The organism is Mycobacterium sp. Dal123C01 (assembly GCF_052566995.1).
Genome location: NZ_CP199580.1, coordinates 4586909 through 4602406, shown reverse-complemented (window position 1 = coordinate 4602406; position 15498 = coordinate 4586909). Strand labels below are relative to the sequence as shown.

Sequence of the window (15498 nt, the reverse complement as noted above, 5' to 3'; positions counted from 1 at the left end):
TGGGTCCGCAATGAAATTCGTGCTGGCAAATTATGGAACGCGAGGCGATGTCGAGCCTTCCCTCGTTGTCGGACGCGAACTGCAGCGCAGAGGCCACGATGTGCGGATGGCCGTCGCGCCCGACCTGATGGAATTCGTCGAGGCGGCCGGGCTTCCCGCGGTCTCCTACGGGTTGGATACGCGGACGTGGCTGGACGTGTACCGCGGCTTCTGGACGTCTTTCTTCAGCAGGTTCTGGCGAGTCCGGCAGCTGAGAAGGTTGTGGCGCGAGATGTGGGAGCTCAGCGACCAGTGCTGGACCCAGATGAACACGACGCTGGTGGAGCTAGCGGGGGACGCCGACCTGCTGTTCGCCGGGCTGAGTTACCAGGAACCCGCCGCCAACGTCGCGGAGTACTACGACATTCCGTTGGCCACGCTGCATCACGTCCCGATGCGGCCCAACGGCCAGGTCGTTTCGTTCCTGCCTTCACCGCTGGCGCGTAGCGCAATGACGGCGTTCGACTGGTTCTGTTGGCGCCTGAACAAGAAGATCGAGGACACGCAGCGCCGTGAACTTGGCCTGCCGAAGGCAACAGGCCCGTCCCCGGGACGGATAGCTGACCGCCAATCGCTGGAGATTCAGGGCTACGACGAGGCTTGCTTTCCCGGCCTGGCAGCCGAATGGGCGAAATGGGATGGTCATCGCCCCTTTGTCGGCACCCTGACCATGGAGTTGACGACTGACGTCGACGACGAGGTCGCGTCGTGGATTGCCGCGGGCACACCGCCTATTTGCTTTGGTTTTGGCAGCATGCCGGTGGAATCTCCGGCCGAGACGATCGCCATGATCAGCGCGGCCTGCGCGGAGTTAGGTGAGCGGGCATTGGTGTGCGCCGGCTGGAGTGATTTCAGCGGCGTCCCGCATTTCGACCACGTTAACGTGGTGGGCGCGGTGAACTACGCGAAGATCTTTCCCGCTTGCCGCGCCGTCGTGCACCACGGCGGCTCGGGCACCACGGCCGCAAGCATGCGCGCGGGCGTTCCCACGTTGATTCTCTCGATGGACCCGAATCAGACGATCTGGGGCGCGCAGCTCAAACAGCTGAAAGTTGGTACCACCCGTCACTTTTCGAGCACCACCCGCGAATCGCTGGTCGCGGACCTGCGCCGGATCCTCGACCCGGAATACGCGATCCGAGCCCGCGCGCTCGCCACCCGCATGACCAAACCCGCCGAGAGTGTGAGGACCGCCGCCGATCTTGTGGAGAACTTTGCCCGCGCCAAGAATTTTGCCTAATCGGCGGACGCGGGGCGCCCCCGCGAATTGCCTGGGAAATACAGCCCAGCCCAGCTCGCCTTATTCGCAGCCGCGACGTAACGCCCCATTTGTTCGGGGTTCCTCCACCGAGTCAAAACTTTGCCGAGACCCCGGCGTCATTCAATATCAAATTGGCAGAACACCTTTGGTCTTCCCATCACGTGGTCTGATGGGCGATAGGAGCTCCCCGTTGGCGAAGATCAAATGCCGACGTGAATCAGGGGTAAACGCACACGCCTGGGCTTGCCTAGGTCGACGGGAAGTGATAGGTCTAGCCTCGCGATGAAATTTGCTCTGGCGTGTTATGGAACTCGCGGGGATGTCGAGCCTTCTCTCGCCGCGGGGCGCGAACTGCTGCGCAGAGGGCACGAAGTCCGCATGGCCATTCCCCCTAATCTGCTTGGCCTCGCCGAGACGGCCGGGCTTGACGCGGTCGCTTACGGACCGGATATGCAGGCGTTCTGGGACGACGAGTTCCTGCGTAACTTCTGGTCGAGGTTCCGCCGCAGCTTCTTGACGGTTCAGGGACCGATGAAGTTGGTGCGCGAAGCCTGGGAGCCCGTGCTGCGGTCCTGGACCGATATGAGCGAGACCCTGACGGCACTGACTGCCGGCGCCGACGTGCTCTTCACCGGCCAGCTCTACCAGGACCTCGCGACAAACGTCGCGGAATATTACGACATCCCCATGGCCGTGCTGCACTACATCCCGATGCGGCCCAACGGGCAGCTCATTCCAAACCTTCCGGCGCCGCTGGTCCGCACGGGCATGGCGGCCTACGACTGGATGGTTTGGCGGATGAACAAAAAGGCCGAGGACACCCAGCGCCGTAAGCTTGGCCTCGCGAAAACCACATGTGCCTCTCCAAAGCGGATCGCTAAACGCGGGTCACTGGAACTGCAGGCCTACGACGCGGTGTGCTTTCCCGGGCTGGCAAAAGAATGGGCGAAGTGGGGTGATCGACGGCCGTTTGTCGGCGCGCTGACGATGGGGCTGACGACGGACGTCGATGACGAGGTCGCGTCGTGGATTGCCGGAGGCACACCGCCGATTTGCTTTGGCTTTGGCAGCATGCCAGTCAGCGAATCCCCTGCCGATACGGTCGAGATGATTGCTGCGGCCTGCGAGCAGTTGGGCGAGCGGGCGTTGATTTGCGCGGGTTGGGCCGACTTCAGCGAGGTGCCGCATTTCGATCACGTCAAGGTAGTGGGTGCGGTGAATTACGCGAAGATCTTTGCGGGTTGCCGCGCGGTGGTGCATCACGGCGGCTCGGGCACCACGGCTGCGGGTCTACGTGCCGGAATCCCCACTCTGATCCTCTGGACGGCAGGCGATCAGCCCTTCTGGGGAGGTCATCTCAAACGACTGAAAGTGGGTGCCGCCCGGCGCTTTTCGGCCACGACCAAAGAAACGTTGATCGAGGATCTAGGGGAGATCCTTATTCCGGAATGCGCCACCCGAGCTCGCGCGCTGTCCACCCAGATCACCTCAGCCGACGACAGCGTCACCCGCGCCGCTGATCTCCTGGAACGTTTTGCTCATACGGGGAGTTTTGCGTGATCGGCGCGAGCCTCGGATAACCCGCCCCGACGTCGAGATCGCACTTCAGCAGCGCGATTCGGAGGTCACGCGCTGGGCACTCAGCTAACATGCGAGCGGGGGAGTGGACGGAAGACTGTGGAACGCGCCGGTGACGTCGAGGGGCGTCTAGGCTCCATGACTGGGAGTAAGTCGTATGCGAGGAGAGGGCTAGTTTGACCGTGACTGATTTCGACTCGCGGTCTGCGTATCTCGATCTGCTCCGTCGCGACCTTACTCAATATGGTCGGGATGAGCTGGTGCCGGTCGGGTGGTATCGGCTGGGGCGATCACTTTTCAATGCCCGGAATTTCACGCTCGTGCGTAAACACCCGTTCAATGAGTACGCGCGCGATCGGGGTCTGGATTGGCCGGCGGATGCGTTGACGATGATCGGAATGCAGCGGCTGTCCAGTTTGCAGCATTGCGTTGAGACGGTCCTGGCCGACGGCGTCCCCGGTGATCTGGTCGAGTGCGGCGTGTGGCGCGGCGGCGCTTCGATTTTGATGCGTGCGGTGCTGTCGGCTTACGGGGATCGGACGCGCCGTGTCTGGTTGGCCGATTCGTTCGCGGGGGTGCCTCCTCCGGATGCCGCGAATTACAAAGCGGATAAAGGGATTAAGTTGCACCGGCATGCGAGCATACTTGGCGTCTCGCAGGAGCAAGTCAGTGCGAATTTTGAGCGCTACGGTTTGCTCGATGAGCAAGTCCGCTTTATCCCCGGCTGGTTCAAGGACACGTTGGCCGACGCTCCGGTTGAGCAGATTGCGGTGCTGAGGCTTGATGGTGACCTGTATGAATCGACGATTCAGGCCCTGGATGGGCTCTATCCACGCTTGTCGTCGGGGGGCTATTGCATCATTGACGACTACCACGCCCTGAAAGCGTGTGAGCAGGCGGTGGCGGACTACCGCGAGAAGCACGGCATATCTGCCGAGATCGTGGAAATCGACGGTACTGGCGTCCTGTGGCGCAAGCCATGACCACTACACGGGCGTAAGACCCGGATCCGTTCCCACAGCACGGACGGCAAATGCCGTTCGCCGGAAACCCATGCCTACGAACATGTTTGCCCTACTCGGTGCTGCCTCATAGGTCAAGCAACTTGGCGGTGAACCCACCCGATTCGCCGGAGACGCGGTGGGCGCCAATGCTATGGTTGCCGCCGTGGCAAACGCTCTGGACGCTAAGACTCGCCTGCTGATGTGGTGGGTGCGCGCTGAGTATTGGCTCGCGCGCGCTGTGCTACCCGATGTCTACGCGAGCGACGGCCTGATCAGCTTCCATAATGACGCGTTCCTCGACAACCCAGAGTTCCAGCGCGCCTACCAACGCGGCGCGCGTGCCCTCCCTGACCAGGACTGGTATCAGTGGCAGTGGCGGGTGCACGTCGGGCTTTGGGCGGCGGAGAGCGCGAGCAAGCTGGACGGCGATTTCGTCGAGTGTGGCGTCAGTTATGGGTTCTTGAGTAGCGCCATCATGGAGCACTTGGACTGGGATCGGCTGGGCAAGACGTTCTATCTGCTCGACACCTTCGCCGGAATCGATTCGCGCTTCGTCACCGACGCGGAACGTCAAGGTGGGGAGTTTGAGCGAAGTCAGACAAGGCTGCGCAATGGGATGTATGTCAGCGGCGTCGAGGGTGTTCGGGCTAATTTCGCGCAGTGGCAAAACCAGCGCATCATCGTCGGCGCGGTCCCGGAGACCCTCGACCACGTTGAGGCGCGCACGGTGGCTTACCTGCACATCGACATGAACTGTGCGCCACCCGAAATCGCCGCGCTGCGCTATTTTTGGCCGCGACTGACGCCGGGCGCCTTTGTGCTCCTCGACGACTACGCGAACCGAGGACGCGACGAGCAGCGCGCCGCCATGGATGCCTTGGCAGTCGAATTGGGCGTGGTCATCTGCGCGCTGCCCACCGGGCAGGGCCTGCTGATCAAGCCGGCACAGTGACCCGTTCACGCTTTGCTGCGGACGGCACCTTCTAAGAGATCGGCTGCGCGGCCGATGCTTTCCGCGGGTTTGGTCATCCGGCTCGCGAGTTCGCGGGCGCGGGTGGCGTATTGCGGGGCCAGGATCTCGCGCAGATCCGCGATCAGCGTTTGCTGGGTCGCGGTCGAAAAGCGCCGGGCGGTGCCGACCTTCAATCGTTTCACCTGAGCTCCCCAGTAGGGCTGATCGGCCGAGCTCCACAGGATCAGCGTGGGGATTCCCGCGCGCATGCTGGCGGCCGTCGTGCCCGAGCCGCCGTGGTGAACCACCGCGCGGCAGGCGGGAAATATCGTCGCGTAGTTCACCGGGCCCACCAGCTTGACGTGGTCGGGATGAGGCACGTCGGTGAAGTCGGTCCCGCCGAAGCACACCAACGCTCGCTCACCCAACTCCGCGCACGTCGCGCTGATCATTTCGACCAACTCGGTCGGAGATTCGACCGGAATGCTGCCTGAGCCGAAGCAGATGGGTGGTGTTCCCGCGGCGATCCATGACGTGACGCCGTCGTCGGCATCGGTGGTCAATTCCATTGTCAGCGCACCGACAAAGGGTCTGCGGTCGCCCCATTTCGCCCATTCGGCGGCGAGGCCGGGAAAGCACACCTCGTCGTAGCCCTGGATTTCCAGCGATCCCCGTTCGGCGATCCGTTGTTGAGAACGAGATGTCGCGTTCGGCAGGCCCAGTTCCCGGCGCTGCTCGGCCTCGACCTTCTTCGTCGAGCGCCAAAAAAGCCACTCGATGGCGGTCATCGAGGAACGGACCAGCGGCGCCGGCATGGTCGGGACGAGCTGGCCGTTGGCCCGCATCGGGAAGTGATGCATCGTGGCCAGCGGAATGTCGTAGTGCTCCGCGACGTTGGCAGCGGCCTGTTCGAAATTGATGCCGGTGGACAGCAGGTCGGCCCCGTCCGCCAGCGACATCAGCGTGGTGTTCACCTGGGCCCAGTGCACGATGATGGGCTCCCAGATTTTGCGCACCAAGTTGATCGGGCCGCTGATCGTCCAGGCATTACGGAAGAAATTCGTCCACATGTTGCGCAGGAAATCCTCGTCCAGGAACTCCTCGATCACCGGCCCGTAGGGCACGGCCGCAAGCCCGGCCGCCTCGGCAAAGTCCAGCAGGCCGGGCGGCACGGCCAGGCAGACGTCGTGCCCCCTGCGCTGTAGTTCGCGGCCGACGGCGGCGGAAGGTTCGATGTCGCCGCGTGTTCCATAGCTCGCCAGGGCAAATTTCATCAGGAGCCAAGCCTTTCAGTTGGCGTTCGCGTCGGCGCTGTCAGGGGGTCGGGGCGGGGCCCTAGGCCCAGATCCAATGGTGGATGGCATTCACCGTTGTCGTCGGCTCATGGGCCATCGACTGAGTGTTGGTCAATGGCATATTCAGAGGATGAAGTCGAGTAGGGTGTTGATGTTTGTGCGTACACGTTAGACGGGGGAGCAGGAAGGGATTAGCTCCTTGACGGACCCGTCGGCCACAAATTCATCCCAGCAGGCCCGGCAGTTTATTCAATTCCAAAACACTGCCTCGACGCTGCCCAAAAGTAATGGCGACCACGCCGACATCGGCTCGCGCCCGGTGGACACCAAGTTTCGCCCAGATATCGAGGGCTTGCGTGCTGTCGCGGTGTTGGGGGTTGTCCTCTTTCATGCCGGTCTGCCCGGCGTGGGCGGGGGGTTCGTCGGCGTCGACGTGTTCTTTGTCATCTCAGGCTTCCTTATTACCGGGTTGCTCTGGCGAGAAGTAAGCACCGCGGGAACCATCCGGCTGCGCCGGTTCTACGGAGCGCGGGCCCGCCGATTACTGCCGGCGTCGGCCGCGGTGGGCGTGGTCACTGCGATCGCTTCATTTCTCCTGCTGCCTCCATTACTGATCCGGCCCGTTCTCCTGGACGGCATCGCCAGCGCGCTATACGTCGGCAACTGCTGGTTCTTTGTCGAGGCCACCGACTACTTTTCCGACCCCGCCAACGCGTCGCCGTTCCTGCACTATTGGTCTCTGGGCGTGGAGGAGCAGGTCTATTTGGTGTGGCCGGCCATCATCCTCGGTGCGGCTTGGGTCATCCGCCGGGTGCGTCGGCAGACCGGCGCCGCCGTCACCTCGTCAAAGACCCCATACTTCGTCATCCTTGTGCTGATCGGGGCGGCATCGTTCGCGGCGGCGCTGGTGGTCACTCGCCTATGGCCTCCCGCAGGGTTCTTCTTGATGCCAACCCGCGCTTGGGAACTGGCCGTCGGTGGGCTGGTGGCTCTCACGGCCGGCCAGTGGCGCCGCCTGTCGCCATTAACTGCCGCGGCCGCAGGATGGGTGGGGCTGGCCGCGGTCCTGCTGACCTGTGTTCTCTTGAGCTCGACCACGCAGTATCCGGGTATCGCCACGCTTGTTCCCGTGCTCGGCACGGCGCTGGTCATCGGTGCGGGGTGTGCCACGCCTGCCCAGGGAGCTGGGCGTGTGCTGTCCCTATCGCCGATGCGAGCGATCGGCCGCATGTCTTACTCGTGGTATCTGTGGCACTGGCCGGTGCTGCTGCTCGCGGCGCCGTTGCTCGGCCACCCGCTGGGGCTGACGGGCAGGCTGGTGACCGTCGTCGTCTCCGCCGGCTTGGCCGTGCTCACCCTGCGGTACATCGAGAACCCCTTCCGATTCTCGGCGGCGGTGAACCGGTCGGCCGCCCGGAGTCTCGCGGTCGGGGGTGTCGCCACCGCGGTCGCGGTGTGCGTGGGTGTGGTGCTACTGGTGTTGGTGCCCATCCCGGTCGGCCGAGGCCCGGCGGCTCCCACGCTGACGGTTTCTCGGCTACCTCGCTCTGCGGTCCAGAACTTTGACAGTTACAACGTGGAAGTGAACTATGCGTTCGCGCAGGTGCAGGCGGCGGTCGCGGCCTCCGCCAACCTGGACGCCGTACCGTCGAACCTTGAACCGCCGCTTGCCAATGCGGCCGCCGAAGAACCAGCCATGTACGTCCACGGCTGCATGCGCGATTTCTTCGAAGTCGATCAGCCGGAGTGCGCGTCCGGCGATACCGCATCGAAGACGACGGTGGCTTTAGTCGGTGATTCGAATGCCGCGATGTGGAACCCGGCGTTCGAGTGGGTTGCCGCCCAGCGGCACTGGCGGTTGGAGAGCCTGGATAAGGTCGGCTGCGCACTGCTCGACCTACCCCTCACCACGCCACACCTGCGGCGGGAGTACACCGAGTGCGAGCAGTGGCGTGGTCGGGTCATCAGCCGGTTACAGGCCGAACACCCGCGACTGATCGTGCTGGGCATCTCCCGCGCCTACCTCAACCAAGGATTCACGTCCTACGACACGGCGTGGATCGGCGGCCTGACTCGGCTGGTGCAGCAGCTGCGCGGCGCCGGCGCGAAGGTACTGATCCTGGGACCGATCCCGGATCCGCAGTCAGCGGTGCCGACATGCCTCTCCGGCCACCTCGATGACCCGACGGCCTGTACACCGCGAAGGTCGATCGCCGTGAACGAACCCGGCATCGCGGCCGAGACTGCTGCGACGAAAGCAGGTGGGGGTCAATACGCCGACGTCACGCCGTTGTTCTGCACTGCCGACCGTTGCCCGGTGATCGTGGGCAACGCTCTGGTGTACCTCGACAGGGTGCACTTAACGTACGAATACTCCCGGCTGCTGGCGCCGGTAATGGGCCTGCTGGCCGACCGCACGCTGGCTTCCGGCTGACAGGCTGTGGCAAGTCGACGAACGGTCCACTCGAACTAGTTGGGCATTGCCTGTTGCCGTAGTACGTCGTCGTAGATGCGCTTGACTGCCACGGGAAACGGCGTGATCGCCACGCCCTGGAACTCGCGCGGGAAGTGAGTGCAAAGTCGTAGGTCCCGAACGTGATAGCGGGACGACGGGCTGGTTCCGAGCGCGATGCGGACCGTGCGGTGGGCGACCTGCTGAACCGTCCGCACGACGGTGCAGACGGACACGGGTCGTTGAGACGAGATGTTGCGCAGGATCGGCGCCGACGGTTGCGTGTCCACCGCATTTTCGATCAGTAGGCGCACCATCGCGGCGGCGTCATCGACGTACAGGTAGTCGCGGAGGGTCTCCATCGGCACGAACACGTTCAACGATTGTCGCGTGACCGCGGCTCGGCACAGCTGACTGACGAGGCCTTGCGGTTTCTTGAGGTTCTGGCCGGGTCCGGCAAGGTTGGAGAAGCGTCCGATGACGAGCGGGACGCGGCCGTCGAGCGTCGCCCGCAGGATTTCCTCGTGAGCAAGTTTCGTCTCGCCGTATGGACTCAGTGGCCGTGGTGTCGCGGACTCGTCGAATGGTGGATGAGTTGATCCGGCATAGATGCCGCCCGCAGAGGACGAGAGGAAGAACGCGCCGCGACCGGCCGGCCGCGTCTCGCGCAACCTGGTGACCAGGTGGGACATGATGCGCGTCTCTGCGGCGAGCCTGTCGGCAGTGGAACCGATGACGCCGCTCCCGGCGGCCCAGACAACCGACCAATCGTCGTGTCGGGCCGTTCGGATGAATCGCTCGAGGTCTGAGTCGAGGACTTCGACCGCCTCATCGTGCTGCTCCCATGGCACCGGGCCTCCCACGAACGTCCGGTCCATCGCCCTCGACAGAGCGCTGCCGAGCAGTCCGCCGCGGCCCACGATCCAGGTGAGCACCCGTCAGTCCGCCGGTCTGTCGAATACCTCAGCGGGATCGCGCACGACGACGTATACCGGCCTGCCCATCGCCATGCTGGCTGAGGCGGCGATGTACTCGGCGATGATTCCGAGCGCGAACAAGACGGCTCCGCCGACGACGAGCACCGCCACGAACACCGATGTCCACCCCTCCACGCTGATGTCTCCGAACGCCTTCTGGATCGCGCTGTAGATCGCGACGGCGAAACCGAGAAGCGCCAACAGAATGCCCATCGAGGACACGAAGCGCAGCGGCCGGGTCCCCGAAGAGACGACAAGGCGCCAGAAATGCGAGACCAGGCGACGCAGGGTGTACGCGCTGGCGGGTCGTCCTTCTTGGCGCATCGCCACAGGACAGGTCGAGGGGTTGGTGACAACCCAAGACAGCGCAACGTCCAGAAACACCCCGGCGCCGGCGTAGGCCGCCACGCTGCGTCCGGCCTCGCCGAGGATCAGTCGATAACTGTGGAAGGCCCTAACCCCGTCGGATGCGACGAGGACGTGCAGGAACAGCCACTTCGTTAGCCAAGACGCCGCGTTGCGAAACGCGCCGTGCGGTGGTCGGTTCGTCGGGGAGGCGTACACGAGCTGGGTGCGCTCCCGGTACGCGATGTCGAGAAATGCGCCGATATGTGCCGGGTCGTGCTGTCCGTCCTCGTCCATCGTGACGATCCAGTCCCCGCCTGACGACGTCATGCCCGCGAGGGTCGCGGGATGCTGGCCGAAGTTACGGGACAGCCAGACCGGGCGGATCCATTCCTCGCGCGCGGCCAGCTCGCGCACGACTTCTTCACTACCTCGAATGCCCCTATCCCACACCAGGAGTACCTCGTCGACGCGGAACTGGCGACCTTCCGGCGTTTCCTGGATGGAGCGAAGTTCCTCCAACTCCTTGATCACGTCGGGCAAGGTCGCGGCTCCGCTATAGACCGGAATCACGACGCTGATGGAATCCACATGAGTCGATCGACGGTCGTCAGTCACCCATTGCCTCCTGAACGGACAATCCGTGGAGTAACTGTACCGATGGACAACCGAGTGAGTGACGTCAATTCCGATTTGTCGGCAATACCCGAGGTGAACTGCGCCGAGATGTCCCAGTACTCGACTCCTGGCCAAAGTTGGAGTCGTGGTGGGTCGTTCGTCGAGGCGGCATCCGCCGGAGTCCCGGGCGCGGCGCTGCGCGAGCCCGGCCTCCCGGGAGGTTGCCACCGGTGTACGCTCACCGCGTGTCCCTCCTGACTAGGGTCCCGGTGTTCGGGCGGCATGGGCACACTCCGGCTAGGTTCTTTCTCGCCAGTCTGTCATCTCAGCGAACAGCATCTCAGGCAGCATTCCTGCTGATATTTTTGGGCGTATGGCTGCCTCCGTAGAAGGTAACTTGAGTGACTTCCACAGGTAAGTATCGTCCCCCAGATAAGCGAGTCGAATGAAAGCCGTATTACTGGCCGGTGGTCTTGGCACTCGCCTCAGCGAGGAAACCACGATCCGACCCAAGCCGATGGTGGAGATCGGTGGGCGGCCAATCCTGTGGCATATCATGAAGCTCTACTCCCATCACGGGATTCAAGATTTTGTCGTTTGCTGTGGCTATAAGGGATATGTCATCAAGGAATATTTCGCCAACTATTTCCTGCACATGTCCGACGTCACTTTTGATATGTCCGCCAACAAGATGGAAGTGCATCGACGCCACGCGGAGCCCTGGCGGGTGACACTGGTGGATACCGGCGAGGACACCATGACCGGCGGGCGGCTCAAGCGCGTGGAGGCCTACATCAAGGACGACGAGGCCTTCTGTTTCACCTACGGTGACGGCCTCAGCGACGTGAATATCGGCGCGAGTATCGAATTCCACCGTCAGCACGGGCGGCACGCCACAGTGACGGCGGTGCTTCCGCCGGGGCGCTACGGGGCCCTCGAGTGCGAGGGTGACCGGGTGAAGCGCTTCGTCGAGAAGCCGCGTGGCGATGGCGGTCTGATCAACGGCGGTTTTTTCGTCCTGTCGCCCGCGGTACTCGATTACATCGACGGCGACCAGACAGCTTGGGAAAGCGCGCCTTTGGCGCGTCTGGCTGCCGACGGTGAAATGATGGCCTTCGAACATTCCGGCTTCTGGCAACCCATGGACACGCTTCGAGAGAAGAACCTGCTCGAAGAACTCTGGAGTAGCGGCGAAGCGCCGTGGAAATGCTGGCGTTGAACGCTTTCGGCGCGGCTTATCGCGGGCGTCGGGTCGTGGTCACCGGCCACACCGGCTTCAAGGGCAGCTGGTTGAGTCTCTGGCTGCACACGCTGGGCGCCGAGGTGACTGGGCTGGCATTGGACCCGCCATCCGAGCCCAGCCATTGGGACTTGTTGAAGCTGTCGATCGAGGATCATCGCACTGACATTCGCGATGAAACGGCAGTCCACAGGGTCTTGGCTGACGCAAGGCCGGAGATCGTGTTTCATTTGGCCGCCCAGCCGTTGGTCCGTCGCTCCTACCGAGAACCCATCATCACCTGGGCCACCAATGTGATGGGCACTGCGCATGTTCTCGAGGCCGCCCGCCACGTACCGGGTGTGCGTGCCGTGGTAGTCGTCACGACCGATAAGTGCTACGAAAATCGCGAATGGCCTTGGGCCTACCGAGAACAAGACCGTCTCGGGGGCCACGACCCGTACAGCGCGTCGAAGGCCGGCGCCGAGTTGGTAGCCGCGAGCTACCGAACTGCGTTTCTGCAGGAGCCATCGGCTCCGCTGCTCGCAACTGCCCGGGGCGGCAACGTGATTGGCGGTGGCGACTGGTCTGAAGATCGATTGATTCCCGACCTGGTGCGTTCGGTCAGCGCCCTCGAACCATTGGTCATCCGCTCGCCGCACGCCACGCGACCCTGGCAACATGTACTGGATTGCCTCAGTGGGTATCTGCTGCTGGGGCAGCGGCTCCTGGCGGGCGACGCTAGTTGTGCTGACGCTTGGAACTTTGGCCCCGGCGGGGAAGGCAACCGGACCGTCGAGCAGGTGCTCCGAGACCTTGCCCGCACCTGGCCGCAGCTTCGCTGGCAGGTGGCATCCAGTCCTCAGCCACACGAGGCGGGCCTGCTGCAACTCGACAGCGCCAAGGCCAAGATGCATCTGGGATGGCAACCGGTCTGGAAGCTTGAAGAGGCAATCCACCACACGGCCAGTTGGTATCGGCGATTTCTGGAATCAGGTGAAGTGCCGAGCGCCGACGAACTGAACGCCTACGTCGCCGATGCGGTCAACTCAGGCCTCGGTTGGGCGACGGCATGAACATCCTGGACACCCCACTGGCCGATCTCAAGATCGCGCGGTCCGTGCCCCACCGCGATGCCCGCGGCGCGTTCCTCCGGCTCTTCTGCGCCCAAGAACTTCAGCCAGTGCTGGGCCACCGCCAGATTGTGCAAATCAATCAATCCAGAACCAGTACCGCCGGCGCCGTGCGCGGCATGCATTTCCAACGCCCACCGCACGCGGAGATGAAGATGATCCGTTGCCTGCGCGGACGGGTGTGGGACGTCGCGGTCGACGTGCGTGCGGGATCCCCCACGTTCTTGCAGTGGCACGCCGAGGAACTCGCCCAAGATGACGCGCAGATGCTGGTCATCCCGGAAGGGTTCGCGCACGGCTTCCAGGTCTTGGAGCCCGACAGTGAGTTGCTGTACCTGCACACGGCGTTTTATCACCCGCCTTCCGAAGGCGGGTTGCGGCACGACGACCCACGACTGGCCATTACTTGGCCACTGCCGCCACAAGACCTTTCCCCCCGTGACCTTTCCCATCCGCTACTGGGTGGCGATTTCACCGGAGTCGCGTTATGAAATGCCGTCACTGCGGCATCGTGTTGGAACACAACTTTGTGGACCTGGGCTTTGCGCCTCCCTCCAACGCCTACGTCTATGCCGAGGATCTGTCGAACCCGGAGGTGCATTACCCGCTGCGGGTGAAGGTGTGCCACCAGTGTTGGCTGGTGCAGACCGAGGATTACGCCCGCGCGGAGGAACTGTTCAGCGCCGACTACGCCTACTTCTCCAGCACCTCGAGCAGTTGGCTCGAGCACGCGTCCGACTATGCACGCATGATCACCGAGCGCTTGCGGCTTGGGCCCGAGAGCTTTGTCATCGAAGTGGCGTCCAACGACGGCTATCTGCTGAAAAACTTTGTGGCAGCAGGCATCCCCTGCCTGGGCATCGAGCCGACAGCGAGCACGGCCGCGGCCGCCGAAGCGCTGGGAGTTCCGGTCATGCGGGAATTCTTCGGCGAAACCCTAGGTCGCCAACTGACTGAGGAAGGACGGCCGGCGGATCTGATTGCGGGCAACAACGTGTACGCGCACGTGCCCGACATCAATGACTTCACCCGGGGCCTGGCTGAAGCGTTGAAGCCCGACGGAACCGTCACGCTGGAATTTCCCCACCTCGTCCCATTGATCGAACAGACCCAGTTCGACACCATCTACCACGAGCATTTCTCCTACCTGTCGCTCACCACGGTGGCCCGCATCTTCGCCGAAGCCGGCTTGCGCGTGTGGGACGTCGAGGAACTGCCAACTCACGGCAGTAGCCTGCGGGTGTATGGCTGCCATGCCGGGGCGGCCATCCCCACCACCGATCGCGTCGATGCGCTGCTCGCGCGCGAGCACGAGTTCGGGGTGACTCGTGTTGAGACCTATACGAAGTTCCAGCAGCGTGCCGACCGGGTGAAGGACGATCTGGTGGCCTTCCTGATCGAGCAGAAGCGTGCCGGCCGGCGCGTGGCGGCTTACGGAGCCGCCGCGAAAGGTAACACCTTGCTGAACTACGCGGGTGTCAGGCCGGATTTGCTGCCGTACGTATGTGATGCCGCCAAGTCCAAGCAGGGGAAATTCCTGCCGGGAAGCCACATTCCGATCCATTCGCCCCAGGCTCTGCGGGAAAATCCGCCAGACTATGTGGTGATCTTGCCCAGAAACATCGCCCGCGAGGTGCAAAGCCAGTTGAGTGATCTTGCCGACGCCGGCGTACGTTTCGTGACTGCGGTTCCCGAATTGAGCATCCTGTGAAGCCCCGTGTCGCTTAAGCCAAGCCGTCGATCGCCGAGCAGTGGTTGGCAGAGCCGTGTCACCGGACTCATCACGCTTCTTGCCGCACCCCGACCACCCGCGGTGGATCGAATTTATTCTCGGGTCTTGCTCCAAAGCGCAGCAGTTCGCGCCGGCCATACTCGTCGGCAATGCTTTCGGCCAATTGTCGGACCGTCATCGCTTCACCTGAGCAGATGTTCTTCGCGCCCTGCTGCTGTCCCAGCGCGACATCGGCGATCATCCGAGCTGCGTCCTTCACATCGAGGAAATCGCGGACTTGATCGCCACGAGTGAGCAGCACTTCTTGCCCTGCCTCCAGTTGTGCCCGGATGTAGGGCACTAGACGCCGCTCATCTTCACCTTCGCCGTACAGGTAAAAGATCCGACACCACGCAAAGCTCGTATCCTCCGGATCAAAAAAACGGCTGAGCACTTGAAAGGCCGCCGCCTTACATGCGGCATACAAGGTGTTGGGGAGCAAAGGGGTATCGGCCGTCATTAGGCCTGCGGACGTGTCGTACTCCGCACACGTTCCGACACCAACGAATCGCTTGCCCCCGACTGCTGCGAATGCGGAGGCCAGGTTGAGTGTGCCGGTGAGGCAAGCCAGGTTCAGTGGCGACGTGAGGTATTTGCCCGGCTCTGCGTACCAAGCTGCGTGCAGCAAGGTTTCCGAACCCTCGAGCAACTCTTCCAATCGGCTGGTCGACTCCGCAAACAAGTCAGGCGTCTGCACCACCTCTAGCGCTCGACTCTCCGAGATACCGCGCAGACGCGACGGATCTCGAACGAGCACCCTCACCGAGCAGCTCCGTTCCAGCAGACAATGCAGAATCTGCTTGCCGACGAATCCGGTTGCCCCGGTCAAGATCACAGTCATCGAGACAGTCACC

The 15498-nt window shown here is 63.1% G+C and carries 13 protein-coding genes; 9 read left to right on the top strand and 4 right to left on the bottom strand.

Annotated elements, in window-relative coordinates; genetic code table 11:
- Positions 1-10 precede the first annotated feature (10 nt).
- From ACTXG5_RS21495 to ACTXG5_RS21480, 4 genes are all read left to right on the top strand, one after another.
- Positions 11-1279, top strand: a complete 1269-nt coding sequence (locus tag ACTXG5_RS21495; RefSeq protein WP_445160715.1) for a glycosyltransferase — start codon at positions 11-13, stop codon at positions 1277-1279.
- Positions 1280-1582: 303 nt separating this feature from the next.
- Positions 1583-2860, top strand: a complete 1278-nt coding sequence (locus ACTXG5_RS21490) for a glycosyltransferase (RefSeq protein ID WP_445160714.1) — start codon at positions 1583-1585, stop codon at positions 2858-2860.
- A 194-nt stretch (positions 2861-3054) separates the two neighbouring features.
- Positions 3055-3861 carry a TylF/MycF/NovP-related O-methyltransferase gene (locus ACTXG5_RS21485; protein WP_445160713.1) on the top strand — a complete coding sequence of 269 codons (807 nt, stop codon included), beginning with the start codon at positions 3055-3057 and terminating at the stop codon, positions 3859-3861.
- A gap of 184 nt (positions 3862-4045) precedes the next feature.
- Positions 4046-4834, top strand: a complete 789-nt coding sequence (locus ACTXG5_RS21480; protein ID WP_445160712.1) for a TylF/MycF/NovP-related O-methyltransferase — start codon at positions 4046-4048, stop codon at positions 4832-4834.
- 5 nt (positions 4835-4839) lie between these two features.
- Here ACTXG5_RS21480 and ACTXG5_RS21475 read toward each other — a convergent pair whose 3' ends face one another.
- Positions 4840-6108 (bottom strand): glycosyltransferase, encoded by a 1269-nt coding sequence (locus ACTXG5_RS21475; protein WP_445160711.1) that lies wholly within the window; start codon positions 6106-6108, stop codon positions 4840-4842.
- 340 nt (positions 6109-6448) lie between these two features.
- On the opposite strand from ACTXG5_RS21475, the gene ACTXG5_RS21470 reads away from it, so the two are divergent.
- A complete protein-coding gene (locus tag ACTXG5_RS21470) occupies positions 6449-8563 on the top strand; it encodes an acyltransferase family protein (protein ID WP_445160710.1) in 2115 nt (704 codons plus the stop codon).
- 35 nt (positions 8564-8598) lie between these two features.
- Here ACTXG5_RS21470 and ACTXG5_RS21465 read toward each other — a convergent pair whose 3' ends face one another.
- Together ACTXG5_RS21465 and ACTXG5_RS21460 are read right to left on the bottom strand one after the other, a co-directional pair.
- Positions 8599-9516, bottom strand: coding sequence for an NAD-dependent epimerase/dehydratase family protein (locus ACTXG5_RS21465; protein ID WP_445160709.1), 918 nt, complete (start codon positions 9514-9516; stop codon positions 8599-8601).
- 3 nt (positions 9517-9519) lie between these two features.
- The gene (locus tag ACTXG5_RS21460) at positions 9520-10521 is read right to left on the bottom strand and encodes a glycosyltransferase (protein ID WP_445160708.1); all 1002 of its coding nucleotides are present in this window, start codon (positions 10519-10521) and stop codon (positions 9520-9522) included.
- A gap of 445 nt (positions 10522-10966) precedes the next feature.
- On the opposite strand from ACTXG5_RS21460, the gene rfbF reads away from it, so the two are divergent.
- From rfbF to ACTXG5_RS21440, 4 genes are read left to right on the top strand one after another with little or no spacing between them, the layout of a single operon-like run.
- Entirely contained in the window at positions 10967-11740 is a 774-nt protein-coding gene (gene rfbF, locus ACTXG5_RS21455; RefSeq protein ID WP_445160707.1) for a glucose-1-phosphate cytidylyltransferase, read from the top strand.
- The gene (gene rfbG / locus ACTXG5_RS21450) at positions 11728-12816 is read left to right on the top strand and encodes a CDP-glucose 4,6-dehydratase (protein WP_445160706.1); all 1089 of its coding nucleotides are present in this window, start codon (positions 11728-11730) and stop codon (positions 12814-12816) included. Before rfbF ends, rfbG begins: the two co-directional genes overlap by 13 nt.
- Entirely contained in the window at positions 12813-13364 is a 552-nt protein-coding gene (locus tag ACTXG5_RS21445) for a dTDP-4-dehydrorhamnose 3,5-epimerase family protein (RefSeq protein WP_445160705.1), read from the top strand. The genes rfbG and ACTXG5_RS21445 overlap by 4 nt, the downstream gene beginning before the upstream one ends.
- Entirely contained in the window at positions 13361-14584 is a 1224-nt protein-coding gene (locus tag ACTXG5_RS21440) for a class I SAM-dependent methyltransferase (protein WP_445160704.1), read from the top strand. Before ACTXG5_RS21445 ends, ACTXG5_RS21440 begins: the two co-directional genes overlap by 4 nt.
- 70 nt (positions 14585-14654) lie before the next feature.
- On the opposite strand, the gene ACTXG5_RS21435 is transcribed toward ACTXG5_RS21440, so the two are convergent.
- The gene (locus tag ACTXG5_RS21435) at positions 14655-15485 is read right to left on the bottom strand and encodes an NAD-dependent epimerase/dehydratase family protein (protein ID WP_445160703.1); all 831 of its coding nucleotides are present in this window, start codon (positions 15483-15485) and stop codon (positions 14655-14657) included.
- Between the last annotated feature and the right edge of the window lie 13 nt (positions 15486-15498).